General features: G+C 41.2%; 15 protein-coding genes. 6 read left to right on the top strand and 9 right to left on the bottom strand.

What is annotated here, in order from left to right; all coding sequences use genetic code 11:
- Positions 1 to 291: 291 nt before the first annotated feature.
- Positions 292 to 750, top strand: a complete 459-nt coding sequence (locus tag IEV91_RS16335; protein WP_188498501.1) for an OsmC family protein — start codon at positions 292 to 294, stop codon at positions 748 to 750.
- Positions 751 to 835: 85 nt separating this feature from the next.
- Here IEV91_RS16335 and IEV91_RS16330 read toward each other — a convergent pair whose 3' ends face one another.
- The 4 genes from IEV91_RS16330 to IEV91_RS16315 all read right to left on the bottom strand — a co-directional run bounded on the left by IEV91_RS16330 (position 836) and on the right by IEV91_RS16315 (position 4,068).
- Entirely contained in the window at positions 836 to 1,168 is a 333-nt protein-coding gene (locus IEV91_RS16330) for a hypothetical protein (RefSeq protein ID WP_188498500.1), read from the bottom strand.
- A 61-nt stretch (positions 1,169 to 1,229) separates the two neighbouring features.
- Positions 1,230 to 2,510, bottom strand: coding sequence for a purine/pyrimidine permease (locus tag IEV91_RS16325; protein WP_188498499.1), 1,281 nt, complete (start codon positions 2,508 to 2,510; stop codon positions 1,230 to 1,232).
- A 573-nt stretch (positions 2,511 to 3,083) separates the two neighbouring features.
- On the bottom strand, positions 3,084 to 3,392 hold the full coding sequence (locus tag IEV91_RS16320) for a hypothetical protein (RefSeq protein ID WP_188498498.1): 309 nt from the start codon (positions 3,390 to 3,392) through the stop codon (positions 3,084 to 3,086).
- Between the two features lie 91 nt (positions 3,393 to 3,483).
- Positions 3,484 to 4,068, bottom strand: a complete 585-nt coding sequence (locus IEV91_RS16315; protein ID WP_188498497.1) for a DeoR family transcriptional regulator — start codon at positions 4,066 to 4,068, stop codon at positions 3,484 to 3,486.
- Between the two features lie 242 nt (positions 4,069 to 4,310).
- On the opposite strand from IEV91_RS16315, the gene IEV91_RS16310 reads away from it, so the two are divergent.
- The 5 genes from IEV91_RS16310 (at position 4,311) to fabL (ending at position 9,273) form a co-directional block, all read left to right on the top strand.
- Complete coding sequence (locus IEV91_RS16310; RefSeq protein ID WP_188498496.1) at positions 4,311 to 5,876, top strand: copper resistance CopC/CopD family protein; 1,566 nt, start codon at positions 4,311 to 4,313, stop codon at positions 5,874 to 5,876.
- 20 nt (positions 5,877 to 5,896) lie between these two features.
- The gene (locus IEV91_RS16305) at positions 5,897 to 6,478 is read left to right on the top strand and encodes a YcnI family copper-binding membrane protein (RefSeq protein ID WP_188498495.1); all 582 of its coding nucleotides are present in this window, start codon (positions 5,897 to 5,899) and stop codon (positions 6,476 to 6,478) included.
- 271 nt (positions 6,479 to 6,749) lie between these two features.
- On the top strand, positions 6,750 to 7,298 hold the full coding sequence (locus IEV91_RS16300; RefSeq protein WP_188498494.1) for a copper resistance CopC family protein: 549 nt from the start codon (positions 6,750 to 6,752) through the stop codon (positions 7,296 to 7,298).
- Positions 7,299 to 7,315: 17 nt separating this feature from the next.
- The gene (locus IEV91_RS16295) at positions 7,316 to 8,434 is read left to right on the top strand and encodes a CopD family protein (RefSeq protein WP_188498493.1); all 1,119 of its coding nucleotides are present in this window, start codon (positions 7,316 to 7,318) and stop codon (positions 8,432 to 8,434) included.
- A gap of 83 nt (positions 8,435 to 8,517) precedes the next feature.
- Positions 8,518 to 9,273 carry an enoyl-[acyl-carrier-protein] reductase FabL gene (gene fabL, locus IEV91_RS16290; RefSeq protein WP_188498492.1) on the top strand — a complete coding sequence of 252 codons (756 nt, stop codon included), beginning with the start codon at positions 8,518 to 8,520 and terminating at the stop codon, positions 9,271 to 9,273.
- A 334-nt stretch (positions 9,274 to 9,607) separates the two neighbouring features.
- Here the strand turns inward: fabL and IEV91_RS16285 are convergent, their stop codons facing one another.
- From IEV91_RS16285 to rpoN, 5 genes are all read right to left on the bottom strand, one after another.
- Positions 9,608 to 9,859 carry a hypothetical protein gene (locus IEV91_RS16285; protein ID WP_188498491.1) on the bottom strand — a complete coding sequence of 84 codons (252 nt, stop codon included), beginning with the start codon at positions 9,857 to 9,859 and terminating at the stop codon, positions 9,608 to 9,610.
- A 248-nt stretch (positions 9,860 to 10,107) separates the two neighbouring features.
- Positions 10,108 to 10,650, bottom strand: a complete 543-nt coding sequence (locus IEV91_RS16280; RefSeq protein ID WP_188498490.1) for a superoxide dismutase family protein — start codon at positions 10,648 to 10,650, stop codon at positions 10,108 to 10,110.
- Positions 10,651 to 10,856: 206 nt separating this feature from the next.
- The gene (locus IEV91_RS16275; protein WP_188498489.1) at positions 10,857 to 11,594 is read right to left on the bottom strand and encodes an anti-sigma factor; all 738 of its coding nucleotides are present in this window, start codon (positions 11,592 to 11,594) and stop codon (positions 10,857 to 10,859) included.
- Positions 11,584 to 12,162 carry an RNA polymerase sigma factor gene (locus IEV91_RS16270; protein ID WP_188498488.1) on the bottom strand — a complete coding sequence of 193 codons (579 nt, stop codon included), beginning with the start codon at positions 12,160 to 12,162 and terminating at the stop codon, positions 11,584 to 11,586. The genes IEV91_RS16275 and IEV91_RS16270 overlap by 11 nt, the downstream gene beginning before the upstream one ends.
- Before the next feature lie 127 nt (positions 12,163 to 12,289).
- Positions 12,290 to 13,582 (bottom strand): RNA polymerase factor sigma-54, encoded by a 1,293-nt coding sequence (rpoN, locus tag IEV91_RS16265; protein WP_188498487.1) that lies wholly within the window; start codon positions 13,580 to 13,582, stop codon positions 12,290 to 12,292.
- Positions 13,583 to 13,744: the final 162 nt, after the last annotated feature.

Below are 13,744 nucleotides of genomic sequence, written 5' to 3'. Positions count from 1 at the left end.
GGCGATCAACACTTTCTTGATGACCCCAATTTTTATGCTTTTTTATAATGTAAAATAAATGTGTGTCTATATAAGCCGTCTTCTTATAAAGACTTTCTACAGAGATCTCGTCCTATCAAACATCCTTATTGAAAAATCCGTGCACCAATGACTTTAAAACAGGCGATTAACAATGCTAAAATAAAGCCGGGTAAGACATTTAAATCTATGACAACAAGGACATCTCTTAAAAATCTGGCAATAACTAAAAAACTCTCATCATTGCCTTCCTAAAGAAAAGGAGATCATTAGATGAAAAACTATACTTTTACAGTAAGAGGACAGTGGCAAGGTGGGCGCCAAGGTACAGGACATATCACCTCTAACGGATTAGACACTGATATCTCTTTAGCCCCCTCAATGGATGGACAAGGTATTGGTACTAATCCTGATGAACTTTTGATTGCCGCTGTTCAGTCTTGTTACTTAATGACTTTAGGCATTCATTTAAATGCCTATTCTATCCCTTTCGAATCGGTGAGTATTCAATCTGAAGGTATCGTATCCGAAGAAGGTGGACTCCACTTCCAGTCCATTACACATTACCCCATTCTTACGCTAGAAGATCAGGCCACTGAAGATACCTTCAAAGCAGCACAAGAAGTTATCGCTTCAGTCGATCAATACTGTATGATTGCCAAAGCCCTTAAAGGGAATGTTGATATCGCTGTTCACCCGACTATCGTTCGAAAGGGCAGTCAGGAATCTTGAGTAAGTGACCAGCAACATGATCTCGATCTTTGAATACATCTTCAAAGCACCTTTAAAAAAGAGAGCAGTGAGACTTTTCACTGCTCTAAATTTTATATTTTTCTATGCCCTTAAATTTAAACGCTTGAGTGACACGCTCTTTTGAATCTTGAACCTGTCTGATAAATTGATGAGTCTGCTGTTGCGTAAATTGAATCGCTTGTTTTTTTTCATCTATATCCTCTAGTAGTGCTGAGGCAGTATCTTGGAGACGTTCTTGATGCTTAATAATGGATTCACTATCCTTACGTAATTGCTCCGCTTTTTTAGAAACCTCGACTATCGTTGACTTCATTTTCTTAGCTCCAGAAATCACTTGTATGATGAACCAAATGATTGCTAGTAGCACGAGTCCAAGACTTGACCATACAATAACCATCAACCCACTCCCATCTCGTAGCTTTTATACATATATTCCCCAATTAAAGAAACTTTTAACCTTAACGATTGTTTATTTCTGAGCGTTTGGGTGCTCTCCCGATGAGTTGGTCGAGGATCACAGCAATGACAACACCAACAACTAATCCATTATGCAATAGCGATGAGAGGACGCTCGGTAATCCTTGTAATGCGGATTGAGGTAATAATAAGATACCTGTACCTGCCATAATTGAAAGACATACAACAGTAACCTTCTTTTCATTATGTAATTCACCTTTTAATGATTGCAATCCTAATCCAATAATCCCAGCCATCGAAATAAATAAAGTCGCGTAGCCTACAGGAGCCGGCAATGCAGCAAAGAATCCCATGATTACTGGAAAAAAGCTGAGGATGAGAATGATCAAGGAGCCGATAAGAAACGGAAGTCGATCCTTAATTCTTGTGGTTAAAATAAAACCCGCTGATCCGGAAATAGGGACGCCACCTATTGTTGGAAAGAGTCCTGATAAGATCTGATTAAGTCCCATAATAAAACTGGTTCTTCTTAAACTTTCATCCTTCTCGGGCTGAACCACTTGCTTGACGGCATCGGCACTGGCAATAAGGTTAGTGAGCAACAGCAAGCCCGTTAAAATCGCTGTAATGACGACGCCAAGATTAAACGTAGGCTTCCCCCATGCAAACCAATGAGGAACAGAAAACACGGGCTGTCCTGCTGTACTGTGACCGGCAATCCCCATCACCGCAAAGAGGACCCAACCAATGACCAAGCTTAATAAGACAGAGTAATTTTTGAAAAAGGCAATTCGAAGCTGTGAAAAGACAATCGCGATCACAAGGGTAATCAATGCACAAATCGCCACCTTCCCATTAATCGTGCCACCTTCAGCCCCTAAAATGCCTTCGACAAACGGACCACTCAACTGCAAAATTAAAAGGATTAAATAAGTCCCAATAATCGTTGGTGTAAAAAGCTTCTTAACATGATCAATTAAATTCAAGGCAGCCAGGATAATAAATAATAGTCCAGAAACAAAAAGGCCTAAGACTAAACTACTTAATATCGCAGTTTGATCCCCAGCCACAGTGGCTCCACCGGCATAGGCCAAAAAGACGCCCCACCAGAGACCCGCAGGCCCTTCCATTAACGGAAGCTTATGGCCAAAAAGACCTTGCAGTAAGGACGTTAATCCCATGACAAAAAAAGTGCGCTGCAAAAGTTCTGCAGTTTGGTCAGCAGAAAAACCATAAGCAAAGGCTACGGAGACAGGCGCAACAATAACCCCTGCCAAAATAAAAACCATCCATTGAAAGGATGATAAAGTCAATCTTCCCATAAAGCGATCTTCTCCCATACATATAAAATCATCTCTTTATAGTCTAACAAATTATTTGTAAATGTATAGAACGAAGCGCTTTATTCTCCGTTTTACTTAGACATCACTGGGTGGCTAAGCTGAATATATGAGCACACAAAAGTGAGGCGATGAAGCCCGTTTTCAGTTTGGATCAAAAAATAAGGATTCAAAGAGCATCATGAGGGACCTACACCGCCTGCCCATCCCCTATCTCCTCAATTATCTATAAACTTTTATAGAACAGTTATCCACAAATCGATCATTTTATCATTTCCTAAATAGCCTTCACACATTAAAGTTGTCACCAAACCTTAATAGCAAAAGTTGCTCTTATAAGGTCTTCCGCAAAATTAAAGAAAAACATGCCCGTTTCTTATTAAGGTACTGAAAGTTTTTCCTACCCATAACCGTCAGCAATAAGTGGATTGGTGCGGAATTCACACCGTCCTGAACACCAGAACTTTAAACTTTCGTTAAAGAAAGCTCTGGTTGCATCACCAGAGCCTTCAAATCCGTTCACTCTATATAGATTAACATTCACGTTAATCCTTATTAAAACCAACTATAAGGCGCTATCGGATACATGGGTCCATTTCTCGCTGGTTCCACATAGCCATATCCCAAAGGTTGCATTGGAACATATCCTGAACCCGCATTCCCTCCATAGCCAAAAGGGACAAAGGGGTCAGGATTGAAATTACCCATACCCTTAGCTGGATAAATATGATCATCATAAGGCGAAGACAGTCTTTGAGTTTGGTTTTGATAACCAATGGCGCCCACAATGACTAAAAGAATAAACAGGATTAAGTATAATGTAAACTCCTTCTGTCGCGCTTCTCTTTCCTCTTTATCCAACATTACACACCCCCATCCCACATTGCACTACCGTATCCTATGCAGGAGGAGCAAAGAATGTTTAAGCATTAACCCTCTTTTTATAAGTTTTTTCTCATTCATGACAGTGATGCTGTTCTTGAGCTTGCATTTTGCGCTGCAAGGCTTCACCCACTTCATCAAAGCGATAAACTTGGCCTCCAAAACCTTTGATAAACTTTTCTGCATGGTCTTGATACTCAAAAGGCAAAACCTGTGGGTTACAGCACCCTGTATCTAAAGAAGTCTCCATGACAAAGAATGCTAGTGGCGCGCTAATCGTCGTGTGTCGTAAAAAGTCATAACAAATCGCTTGAATCACTTTATCTCCCAACTGATAGTGTCTGAGCAATCCGCAGTGGGGACAACAAGCCACCTCGATCGCATGATTGGGTAAAATCAGGCGATAACTGCTCCGTTCATTGTAGGGTCGGCGACACAAAACACAAACCTCATGTTGTTCCTTTTTCTCACCAGGGTTAGGAAGGAGCGTAATCCCTCCAAAGGTTTTTATAATCAGCCCTTCTTCTATTAAAGGCTTTAAATCTCTATGGATCGTCATCTCAGAAACGCCAAGGCGCTCGCTTAATTCTGCTATTTTCATATGTTGCTTGGATTGAATCATGGTTTTTATACGTTGTTGACGTTCAATCGGTAACATGTTTGTTCTCTCCACCTTTATTCATATCTGCAAGTTCTAAAGGAATTCATTGTTATAGCATACCATGACCTATTACACTTTTACATCTTATCCTCTACCATATTTGTCACCTTTTATTCATTCTTTCAAAGGCTATCACTATAAAATTATTATAGAATAGCTGTTGAGGGATGTTATAAAATGTTTACTTATAACACATACTGATCAGTACATACTCATCATCTCATCATAAGGGAGGTGCGTTGACCATTAATAAGAAGATCTTCGGTTTCATTATTATTTTGCTCTGTTTCGTTTTTTCTCAGCAGGCGAGTGCTCACGCAGTTTTACTTGAAGCAACACCTGGGGAAAATGCCCATTTACAAAAAGCGCCCGAAGAGATCAGACTAACATTTAATGAACGCCTACAAGACGAGCTTTATTATATAAAAGTATACGACCAAGAGAGTCATCAAGTGTCCAAGAAAACAACAAAACTATCAATCAATCATAAAGAACTATCTGTAAAGTTGCCTTTGCTATCTCAGGGGACCTACACTGTGGTCTACCATGTTATTTCAGCAGATAGCCATCCTGTTGAGGCCTCCTACCACTTTACGGTCGGCCAAGCCTCAGCGTCTGGCCAGGCAGCGCCATCCATTACAAATGAACATCAGCACGGTGGCCTACAATCCTATCTCTTAAATGGATTCTACTATTTTTTCTTTCTAGCCATCCTTGGCTGGCTTCTTATAGGGATAATACGGCCACTCTCTATTAAGGAACAGAGACGCTCTTGGTTTATGAGTTTAAGCTATTTCTTCTCATTTGTGTGTATTCTTTTAAGCTTATCTGAGCTCTTGGCGTCAACTTCTGGCATCGATTCGCGGCAATTGACTGATTTTTTCTTGCATACAAGCACAGGTATTGTTGCAGGTCTAAGAGTAATTTTGGCTATACTTGGTCTCTTTCTTTTACAAAGAAATCGCTGGCTAGATAGTCTTTGGTTTATCGCTTTTCTTTTCATTGAATCATACAGTGGACACGCGGTCACTTTTTCACCAGCACCTTTAACAGTTGTTTTAGATGCCCTTCATCTGATTGCGGCAGCCTTTTGGGTCGGTGGATTAATCTACATCGTCTCTCATATTCGTGTGAATAAGAAGAGTCTTGAAGGGTTTCTCCCCTTTTTCTCAAAAGGAGCCTTCATCAGTATCATTGTTCTTATTCTTACAGGAATTGTCTCAACTTTACTCTTTCTTCCCCATATCAGCGCTATTATAGAGAGTTCATGGGGAAAGCTTTTGATGCTTAAAGTTATTATTGTTCTTCTGGTCGTTATCATTGCTTCAATCGTCCGAAAGCGTATAAATATGAGCCATTTTTCTTCATTTTCGAAGTGGTTTGCAGTGGATCTCATTATGATGCTATCGATTGTCTTCATTGTCGGTTTCTTGACCCATATGAGTCCTTTTCCAAGTAACGAGCCGCTCGATTGGCAGGCAACAAAACATCACTTTTCGGTCGATCTCACTTTAGCACCTAAGAACCCTGGAGTGGAAAATACTTTTGAGTTAACGGTTACGGACCCTCATCAAGAAATTCAAGAGGTGCATTTAGTCGTAAAAGACGTGCAAAACGGTACGCCACTGGAAATACCTTTAAAGACAGCTAGTCACACTAAGCAAGCCACAAACCCATTGGCTTACCAAGCTTCCGGTCCTTACCTTCCACACTCTGGAAAATATGAGATTGAGGTGCAAATCCTTAATCAACATGATGATTATACTGTCTTGAATAAGACCATCACAGTATTTAAAATCAAGTAACCTAAAAGGAGAATTAAAAAATGAAAAAATTATTCACTCTGATTCCTATTCTTTTATTCAGCGTCTTTCTTATTTCAGGCGTTGCGAGTGCCCATGTAAAGGTCCAACCTTACGAAGTCGCACCAGACAGCTTTGAAAAATTCACTGTAAGAGTCCCTACTGAAAAGGATATTCCTACCACCAAAGTAAGAGTGGTTATATCTAACTCAGTGGATGTTTCATCCTTTCAGCCCAAAACAGGCTGGACCTATGAAACAAAAACGAATGCGGATGGAAAAATAACAGAAGTCACATGGACTGCAGACGGCAAAGGATTACTTCCTGCTCAATTTGACGAATTTAATGTGATGGCACATGTTAACAAAGATGCCAAAACCATTACTTGGAAAGCCTATCAAACGTATTCAGATGGCAGTGTTGTTAAATGGATTGGACCCGAAGACTCAGAATATCCTGCCTCAGTCACTAAAGTTGTCGCCAGCGCATCAACCGATGACACTAATCAAGAAACATCAGCCAATCAATGGCCACTCTATCTTTCTATAATTGCTCTTGTAATTGGGGTCTTTGCGCTCTTATTCACTTTATTTAGAAGAAAATAAAATCAACTCTCCTGCAGCGATAGTATATCTATCGCTGTATTTCACGTCTTTCTATGATAAAGTAAGAGTGAATATTAAAAGATAAGAGAGTATTCAAAACAAGGCGTTGCAACTTAAGGAAACGAGGCTTATATTTCACCACTTCGCTAAGGACAGCCTGGTGTACGCACTTTCGCTCACACACACTAAGGTTGTCGCCAAGCCAAAGTTGCACTTATAAGGTCTACCATAAAGTTGTACTTTCTGACGTTATGAGAAAAGGGAGGTTACTATGTTAAAAAAATCATCACTATTGATTGCTCTATTATTTATAGGTCTCTTCCTCCCAAAGGTTGGTTTTGCTCACTCAGAATTGGTGAGTAGTACACCAAAACAAGGTGGAGAAGTGGACGAGCCTGTATCAGCCATTACCTTAAATTTTGGTGCAGCTGTTGAAGAGTTTGTAGACCTCACGCTCACTGACCAAGAAGGTCATACATACGCATTAGAAAAACCGATTATTAAAGAGAAAAAAGTGACCTTATTAACAAAAAAACCTCTAGAGAGTGGTCAGTACAAATTATATTGGCATCTTGTAGGGATTGATACGCATAAAGTCCATGGCTACATGACTTTTGGAGTTAACCAACCCGCTCCAAAGCCCTCGGATATCAAAGCATCAAATGAGAGTGCAGCCGGCGATTCTGGTGAAAACGGTTCAGCTCCTGCACAGGATAATCAAGAAAACCGTTCGTCCACGCTCTACATTATTATGGTTATTATTTTAACCGTTCTCATTATTGTCGGGTTATTTTTTATTTCCCAGAAAAGAAGTGAGTAAAGACAGGGGGGAACCCAATGGTTATTGTTTGGATTACCGAATTTCTGTTATACATATGCCTTTGCCTGTTAATGGGAACTCTTATATTTTATAGTCTCTCTGTGGAGAAGCGGCCCAGCTTCTTCATTTCCAAGCGCCTATTATTGTGGGCGACTGCAGGTACGGGACTTCTATCCTTTGCCCCCATTGTCAATACAATTATTGTCATGGCAGACGGCATTGGACTTTGGGTGAGTTTTAAGAATGTCATCTTTGTCTTTGAGGTCGGGCAAGCTTGGCTCTTTACTTTAGCCATGGCGTTGTTATTGTTTGGCCTCATTTACTTCAACACGCTCGAAAATGACCCCTTTCTTTCAAAGATTGGTGTCGTCTTGTGCATCTTATTAATTGCTGGCTACGCCCGTGCGGGACATGCTTCCTCATTGCTCAATTACACAGGATTTGCCGCTCATTTTATGCATCTATTGGCGGTTGCTGTTTGGGGAGGGTGTCTTTTGGTGGCCGCTTGGTTTACTCAAGGTTTGGGAAATACGAATTGGCTGAGCTTTCTAAAGTGGTATACACCCCTTGCCATTGTTTCCGTCATTGTCGTCATCGCTGCTGGACTGCTGACGATGAATATTGATATTGCCAAACCCCTCGACCATTCTGTTTCAAGTACCATAACCCAGTATAAGCAAGGACTTTTTTCAAATTATGGACAGGCACTTTTAATTAAGCATATACTTGTTATTCCATTACTTCTGTACGCCCTTTTTAATGGCTTTCTAGGGAAAAGGCTCAAAAAATATCAGTCTATAAAATGGGCTAGAGTGGAGAGTATCGTTATCCTTTTCATTTTTGCAGTTACGGCGTTTATGGGGCAGCAGCCCCCTCCCCATCAGCCTGAGCAGTATATTAATTTATATGGACCTAGCCCACTCTTTACAGTCATTTATCAAAGTAAAGTGCCAAGTGATTTTAGTGTTCATTTTAGCTGGACACCCACCAGTCTCATTTTTATTGGCTTTAGTCTTCTCTTCCTCATTATGATGGCTTCAAGTGTTATAAAAAGCTCGCCTAGGCTGGTTTCGCTACTGATGGCGCTTGGGTTTTTAGCGAGTGCCTATTTTGCCACGATGTCTGCCATTGTCTGATCTGACGGCCTACGTGTAGGTTAAGCTTTAATATTGTATAGTAGAGTAAGTCATTACCAATATAGATCAGGAGTGTTGATTGAATGAGTAATAAAGTTGCATTAATTACTGGCGGTACGCGAGGGATTGGCAAGGCGATTGCTGAGAAATTCGCGAGTGAAGGTTACGATCTTGTCCTTAATTTTATGAGAAAAAAGAGCAATGCCGAGGCGACTCAAAACGAACTTGAAGAAAAATACAACATTCGCGTCCATATCGTCAAGGCCAATGTGGCCGATCTAGAGAATATTAAGCAATTATTCGCAGAAACAAAAGCCGCTTTTGGCCGCTTAGATGTTTTCATTAATAACGCCGCCTCAGGTGTGCTTCGTCCCCTTATGAAGATTGAAGAAAGCCACTGGGACTGGACTCAAGATATTAACGCCAAAGCTTATTTATTTGCCGCTCAACAGGCCGCTAAGCTTATGGATAAAGGAGGCGGTGGCGCAATGGTCGCTGTTTCCAGTATTGGCTCGATCCGAGTGCTTCCAAATTATGTAGCGGTTGGTGTCTCTAAAGCTGCGGTAGAAGCTATCACACGTTATCTCGCCGTCGAGCTTGCACCGATGAACATTGTAGTGAATGCTGTTTCTGGTGGCGCTGTTGATACAGAAGCTTTAACCCACTTTCCTAATCGTGAAGAATTATTAGAGCAGGCCAAAAAACGCAATCCTGCAGGACGCATTGTTGAACCCCATGATCTTGCAGAAGCCGTATACTTTCTAACAACACCTGCTGCTTCCATGATTCGAGGTCAAACCTTATTAGTTGATGGTGGACTCACCTTATTAGCTGAATAAGTAAAAGCTCCCCAAAAAGGGAGCTTGGACTTTGGACTGAAAAGAGATTGAGACATAACGAAATGGGCCAAGTCAAAAGACGGACAATCAAATTTTTACAAATGAGTAAGTGCCATACGCAAACACAAAGCGTAGTCAAAATACGTAGACTCCTGTGAAAATTGCATGGGCTGAAGATCTACTCGGGATAACTATTTCATTCCTGAGTGAGCTGAGACCGTGCCCGCGGAAAACGAAGTGTTTTGACGGAGCAACCTTACGTCCAAAGGAAAAACCGAACGACAAAATCGTTCGATTTTCCCTTTGGCTTATATCCTTTTATCCCGGCCTCTTCTTAATTCATTAATTGGTCTATTTTGCTATACAAATAATCGCGGGCTTTGTCCAAATACTGAACGGCAGTTTGTGGATTCACAAGCTTCAGATAAGCATTTAACACGAAGTCGGATAACTCATCATCCCCAGCCTCCTGAATGACTTCTAAAACGAGTCTACCTGTTTTGTCAGGCTCTTTATCCATCAAAATAGCTGTCTTAAATTCGCTGACAATCTCTGTGAGAATTTGCAGCCTTTCTAAGTTTCCCACTGTCATTTTCTCCTTTTGGATAATGTACTTATTCACTATAACATATCTGCAATTTCTAAATCACGCGTTTAGGCGGGGCAGTTTCATTTCTAAGTAGATTATCTTAAAGAAGATTCTCTTAAGAAGTTCTTTTAAGTCTTGTGGTCACTCGGAAAATCAGTAGGCTGAAGAGGCCAACATCATCCATTCCATTTATAAACGCTGATTACACAAAAAAGACCCAAAATCCTTGGGCCCTTAAACAGATATTATTTCTTAATGACGCCGCAGACCACTCGGTCACCAGAGTTTCCTGAAGGATTAGACATCTGGTCATCCGCTTTGGCATGAATAATCAGCGCCGAGCCATCCAGATCAAAAAGTGAGTGCTTTTCACCTTTCTTCAAGGTCACTCGCCGAGTAATAAAGGTGGTATTCACTATCCCTTGAGCATCAGCAGTGATATTATTGAGATCACCTGCATGAGACCCTTTCGGATTTTTAAGTCCATGTTCTTTTTGAAAGGGATTAAAATGACCTCCTGCACTTGAAAAGTCTGGCCCCTCACATCTGCCAACCTCATGAAAATGGATGCCATGGAAGCCAGGATCTAGTCCAGAAGCTTTCACTTGCACAAGAACACCATTATTCGTTTGCACGAGCAAGGCTTTGCCTATGGCATTTCCTTTATTATTTTTTAAGGTCACTTCATATTTTCCCCTGGATATTTCCTTTGCCTTTACATCCGAAGACGAATGAAGGAATGAAAGGATACATGCCAAGAGGATCATGCCTATTGTGATTTTCTTCATGATTATTTTGACCCCTCCATGACCAAATATTGTCATGGATAGTTTAAACCGTTTGGCCTCATATCATCCCTCACAATGTTTATCTCGTGACAATTGAAAACATTGGAACCGCATATAAGCATCCTTTTCTTCAAACCACCAACTTCAGTTATCCTCCTTAATGATTTCTTCAGCAGAAAAATCGACCCTTTTTTGTCCCCAATGCCCTAAAATTGATCGGCTGTTGAAAGATCAAGATTCACCGTTTCAGGTCCTGTTTGGAAGCGACTGCCTCCCCGGGGCTCTACACTAATAATCAGCTTTCGCACCTTGGCCACACCCGGCTTATGAACATAGACATGCCCCATGCCTTCACTCATCTGCAAAAGGCCCCCAATTTGTTTATCATTATCCTCCGAAACAATCCAAGCTTGATAATCTTTGTCTTTAAGTGGGCGTAACCCACTTAAAAATATCAAAATATCTTTGGTCTCTCGATTTAGCCAAACATAGCCATCCATTTTTTGATGATGGATCGAAAGCACTTGGTACGAAGCTGGTAATGCAGGGCCTCTTGTTTTTTGCTTAGTGTCCTCAACGTTATCCGTTGATAGGGCGATAGGTGAAACCGGCGACTCGAATGGTGATGTGGTCATTCGCCCTAGTAAGAAACCCGAAATTAAAAGAACCCCAACAAAGGAAAAGATCAATAACGGTTTTCCGAAATACCTTCTGCGCCCAATCATGACTAAGAGGCTACGATAAATTTTTCCTCTTAAATCAATGGATGATCTTAAATTTTCTTCCTTATTATTCAACAATAAGGCTTGCCAACGGTGGTATAAAAGCTGACAGTTTTGACACCGCGGTAAATGCTCAACAAAAGCTTCCTTTTGACTACTGTTGGTTTCTCCTAAAATGACATCAATGATGGTTTCTTCTCTCCATTTACACTTAGCGCTCACGACGATGATCGCCTCCAGATAATGGTGACCAACCTAGTTTGATAAGCTCTTTCCTTAAATTATTTAAACCGTAGCGCAATAAGGACTTGATCGTTCCAATGGGCTTGTCCAAATGTGCCGCTAATTCTTTTTGTGTCTGATAATTGAAATACTTCCCATAAACAGCCTTCTTCTGACTTTCAGGAAGTTCTTTAAGGGCGCTGAGTACCTGCTCACGATCAATCTGCCTTAAGACCAATTCATCTGTTGCTGGTTCTTGGTCAATGGATTCTACACGATCAAGGTAATCTCTTGATCTTTTGACTTTTCTTTGCCGATCGAGGTAGCGACTTTTCGTTTTAATGGCAAGCCATGCCCTAACACTGCCCCTAGAAGGATCAAATTGTTCAGCGGAACGAAAGACTTCCACAAAAACGTCGTGGCATAAATCCTCTGCTTCGCTAGCGTTCCTGGCCATTTTTAGTGCAATACCATATACATAAGGGGAATGGAGCTCATAAAATTGATCAAAGGCCTCAATTGAACCTTTACTCATCTTATAAATCAACCCCTCTTGAGCATTCTCCATAACTCTGTCAACCCCTGTCACACTATGAATCTTCTATTATTATCAAACGAAGAGAAAAAAAGCGCAACTCTAGAAGTCTATCATCGAGCTTAATCTATCTGATTACCGTTGCTCTCTCCTTGATGTCTTATTGTTTTCGTTTGGATGACGACGGAATCTTCATGACTTGTCGGTACTTAGCAACCGTGCGTCGAGAAATTTCGATGCCAAAAGTCCTCTTCAAGTTTTGAACAATGCCTTGATCACTTAGAGGATTCTTTTTATCCTCTTGTTCAACCATCTCTTGTAGCATCTTCTTCACGCTCGTTGAGGATAGGTCTGTTTGCGCTGATGTATGAATGCGAGATGAGAAAAAATGCTTGAGTTCAAAAACACCCTGTGGCGTTTGGATATATTTGTTTCTTACCGTTCGACTGACAGTGGACTCATGTATCCCCAATATTTCGGCAATTTCCTTTAAAGTTAAGGGCGCAATATAATGTGGGCCTTTTGCTAAAAAGAGGACCTGCTGATCCATGATGGTCTTACTTATTTTTAGTAAAGTACTCTGACGCTGCTCGATGCTTTTCTTTAACCACAGCATCTCTTTATATTTGGGCTTTAGAAAGTGAAGAGCCTCTCGATCGGAAAATAAATGCTGATATTGGGAGTTATAATGGATGGTAGGCAGGAGATCCTCCACTAAACGAACCTCATAGCCCTCGCCTGTGGCTTCTACAACGACATCCGCTCGAATATACACAGGGGCTTCCGTCTCATAAAGTAACCCCGGCTTAGGATTAAGGGTTTGAATACACGCGAGAATCTCTTCGATAGTCTCTTCAGTCATATCATATCTTTCAGCCAAGGCTTCAAGATCTCTACTGGCTATTTCTTCTAAATGGTGCATAATGAGCTGCTGAGCTAACTGATCATGCGGATGCAATCTTTTATATTGAAGGGTTAAGCATTCCTGCAAGTTTCGTGCCCCAACCCCCGCCGGCTCTAACTCTTGGATGAGCGTTAACGCTTCTTCAATTGCTTCAAGGGAGCACCCCAAATCATGACTAAGCTCTTGAAAATCCTCACGAAAATACCCGTCAGGATCAAGATAAAAAATAAGTGTTGTCACCCTTTCCATCTGGTCCTCCGTTAAGGAAAGAAGACGCACTTGTTGAAGTAAGACTTCCTCTAGTCCTGCTTCTTTTTGTCTTGCAAATTCGCTGAGATCTGGTACCGCTGCCCTTATGGGGTCAGAGTAAGTCATCGGCACGTCCGGTTTAGGTTCATTTAATTCAATTAATGGGTTTTCTAGGGAGATTTCTCTGATATACTCCGCTAACTCTTGAGTGGAATATTGCAAAAGCGAAATCGCCTGACGCAGTTCGGTCGTCATTTTCAATTGCTGTACTTGTGTTTGAACAGGTCTAAGCTCCAACACCTCAGAGTCCCTCCTTCACTCGCCCTCTCTTACAGGCTCTTATTTCCATTGTAACCGATGTCAGCCGTTCGACAAGTCATTTATTCAAATAAGATATTCCTTTCATATCGTAGGCAGAATACGCAGACTCCAGTGGGAACAGGACACGTCCGAAGATCCACT

Source organism: Pullulanibacillus pueri (genome assembly GCF_014639255.1).
In the GTDB taxonomy this organism is placed as follows: domain Bacteria; phylum Bacillota; class Bacilli; order Bacillales; family Sporolactobacillaceae; genus Pullulanibacillus; species Pullulanibacillus pueri.
Note: the sequence above shows the minus strand (reverse complement) of the source record. Positions and strands in the feature narration are given on the sequence as shown.

What these genes read in the sequence shown, in the direction of transcription:
- IEV91_RS16335 (WP_188498501.1), top strand. Translation starts at nt 292, where the DNA reads ATGAAAAACTATACTTTTACAGTAAGAGGACAGTGGCAAGGTGGGCGC.
- IEV91_RS16330 (WP_188498500.1), bottom strand. Translation starts at nt 1,168, where the DNA reads ATGGTTATTGTATGGTCAAGTCTTGGACTCGTGCTACTAGCAATCATT.
- IEV91_RS16325 (WP_188498499.1), bottom strand. Translation starts at nt 2,510, where the DNA reads ATGGGAAGATTGACTTTATCATCCTTTCAATGGATGGTTTTTATTTTG.
- IEV91_RS16320 (WP_188498498.1), bottom strand. Translation starts at nt 3,392, where the DNA reads ATGTTGGATAAAGAGGAAAGAGAAGCGCGACAGAAGGAGTTTACATTA.
- IEV91_RS16315 (WP_188498497.1), bottom strand. Translation starts at nt 4,068, where the DNA reads ATGTTACCGATTGAACGTCAACAACGTATAAAAACCATGATTCAATCC.
- IEV91_RS16305 (WP_188498495.1), top strand. Translation starts at nt 5,897, where the DNA reads ATGAAAAAATTATTCACTCTGATTCCTATTCTTTTATTCAGCGTCTTT.
- IEV91_RS16300 (WP_188498494.1), top strand. Translation starts at nt 6,750, where the DNA reads ATGTTAAAAAAATCATCACTATTGATTGCTCTATTATTTATAGGTCTC.
- IEV91_RS16295 (WP_188498493.1), top strand. Translation starts at nt 7,316, where the DNA reads ATGGTTATTGTTTGGATTACCGAATTTCTGTTATACATATGCCTTTGC.
- fabL (WP_188498492.1), top strand. Translation starts at nt 8,518, where the DNA reads ATGAGTAATAAAGTTGCATTAATTACTGGCGGTACGCGAGGGATTGGC.
- IEV91_RS16280 (WP_188498490.1), bottom strand. Translation starts at nt 10,650, where the DNA reads ATGAAGAAAATCACAATAGGCATGATCCTCTTGGCATGTATCCTTTCA.
- IEV91_RS16270 (WP_188498488.1), bottom strand. Translation starts at nt 12,162, where the DNA reads ATGGAGAATGCTCAAGAGGGGTTGATTTATAAGATGAGTAAAGGTTCA.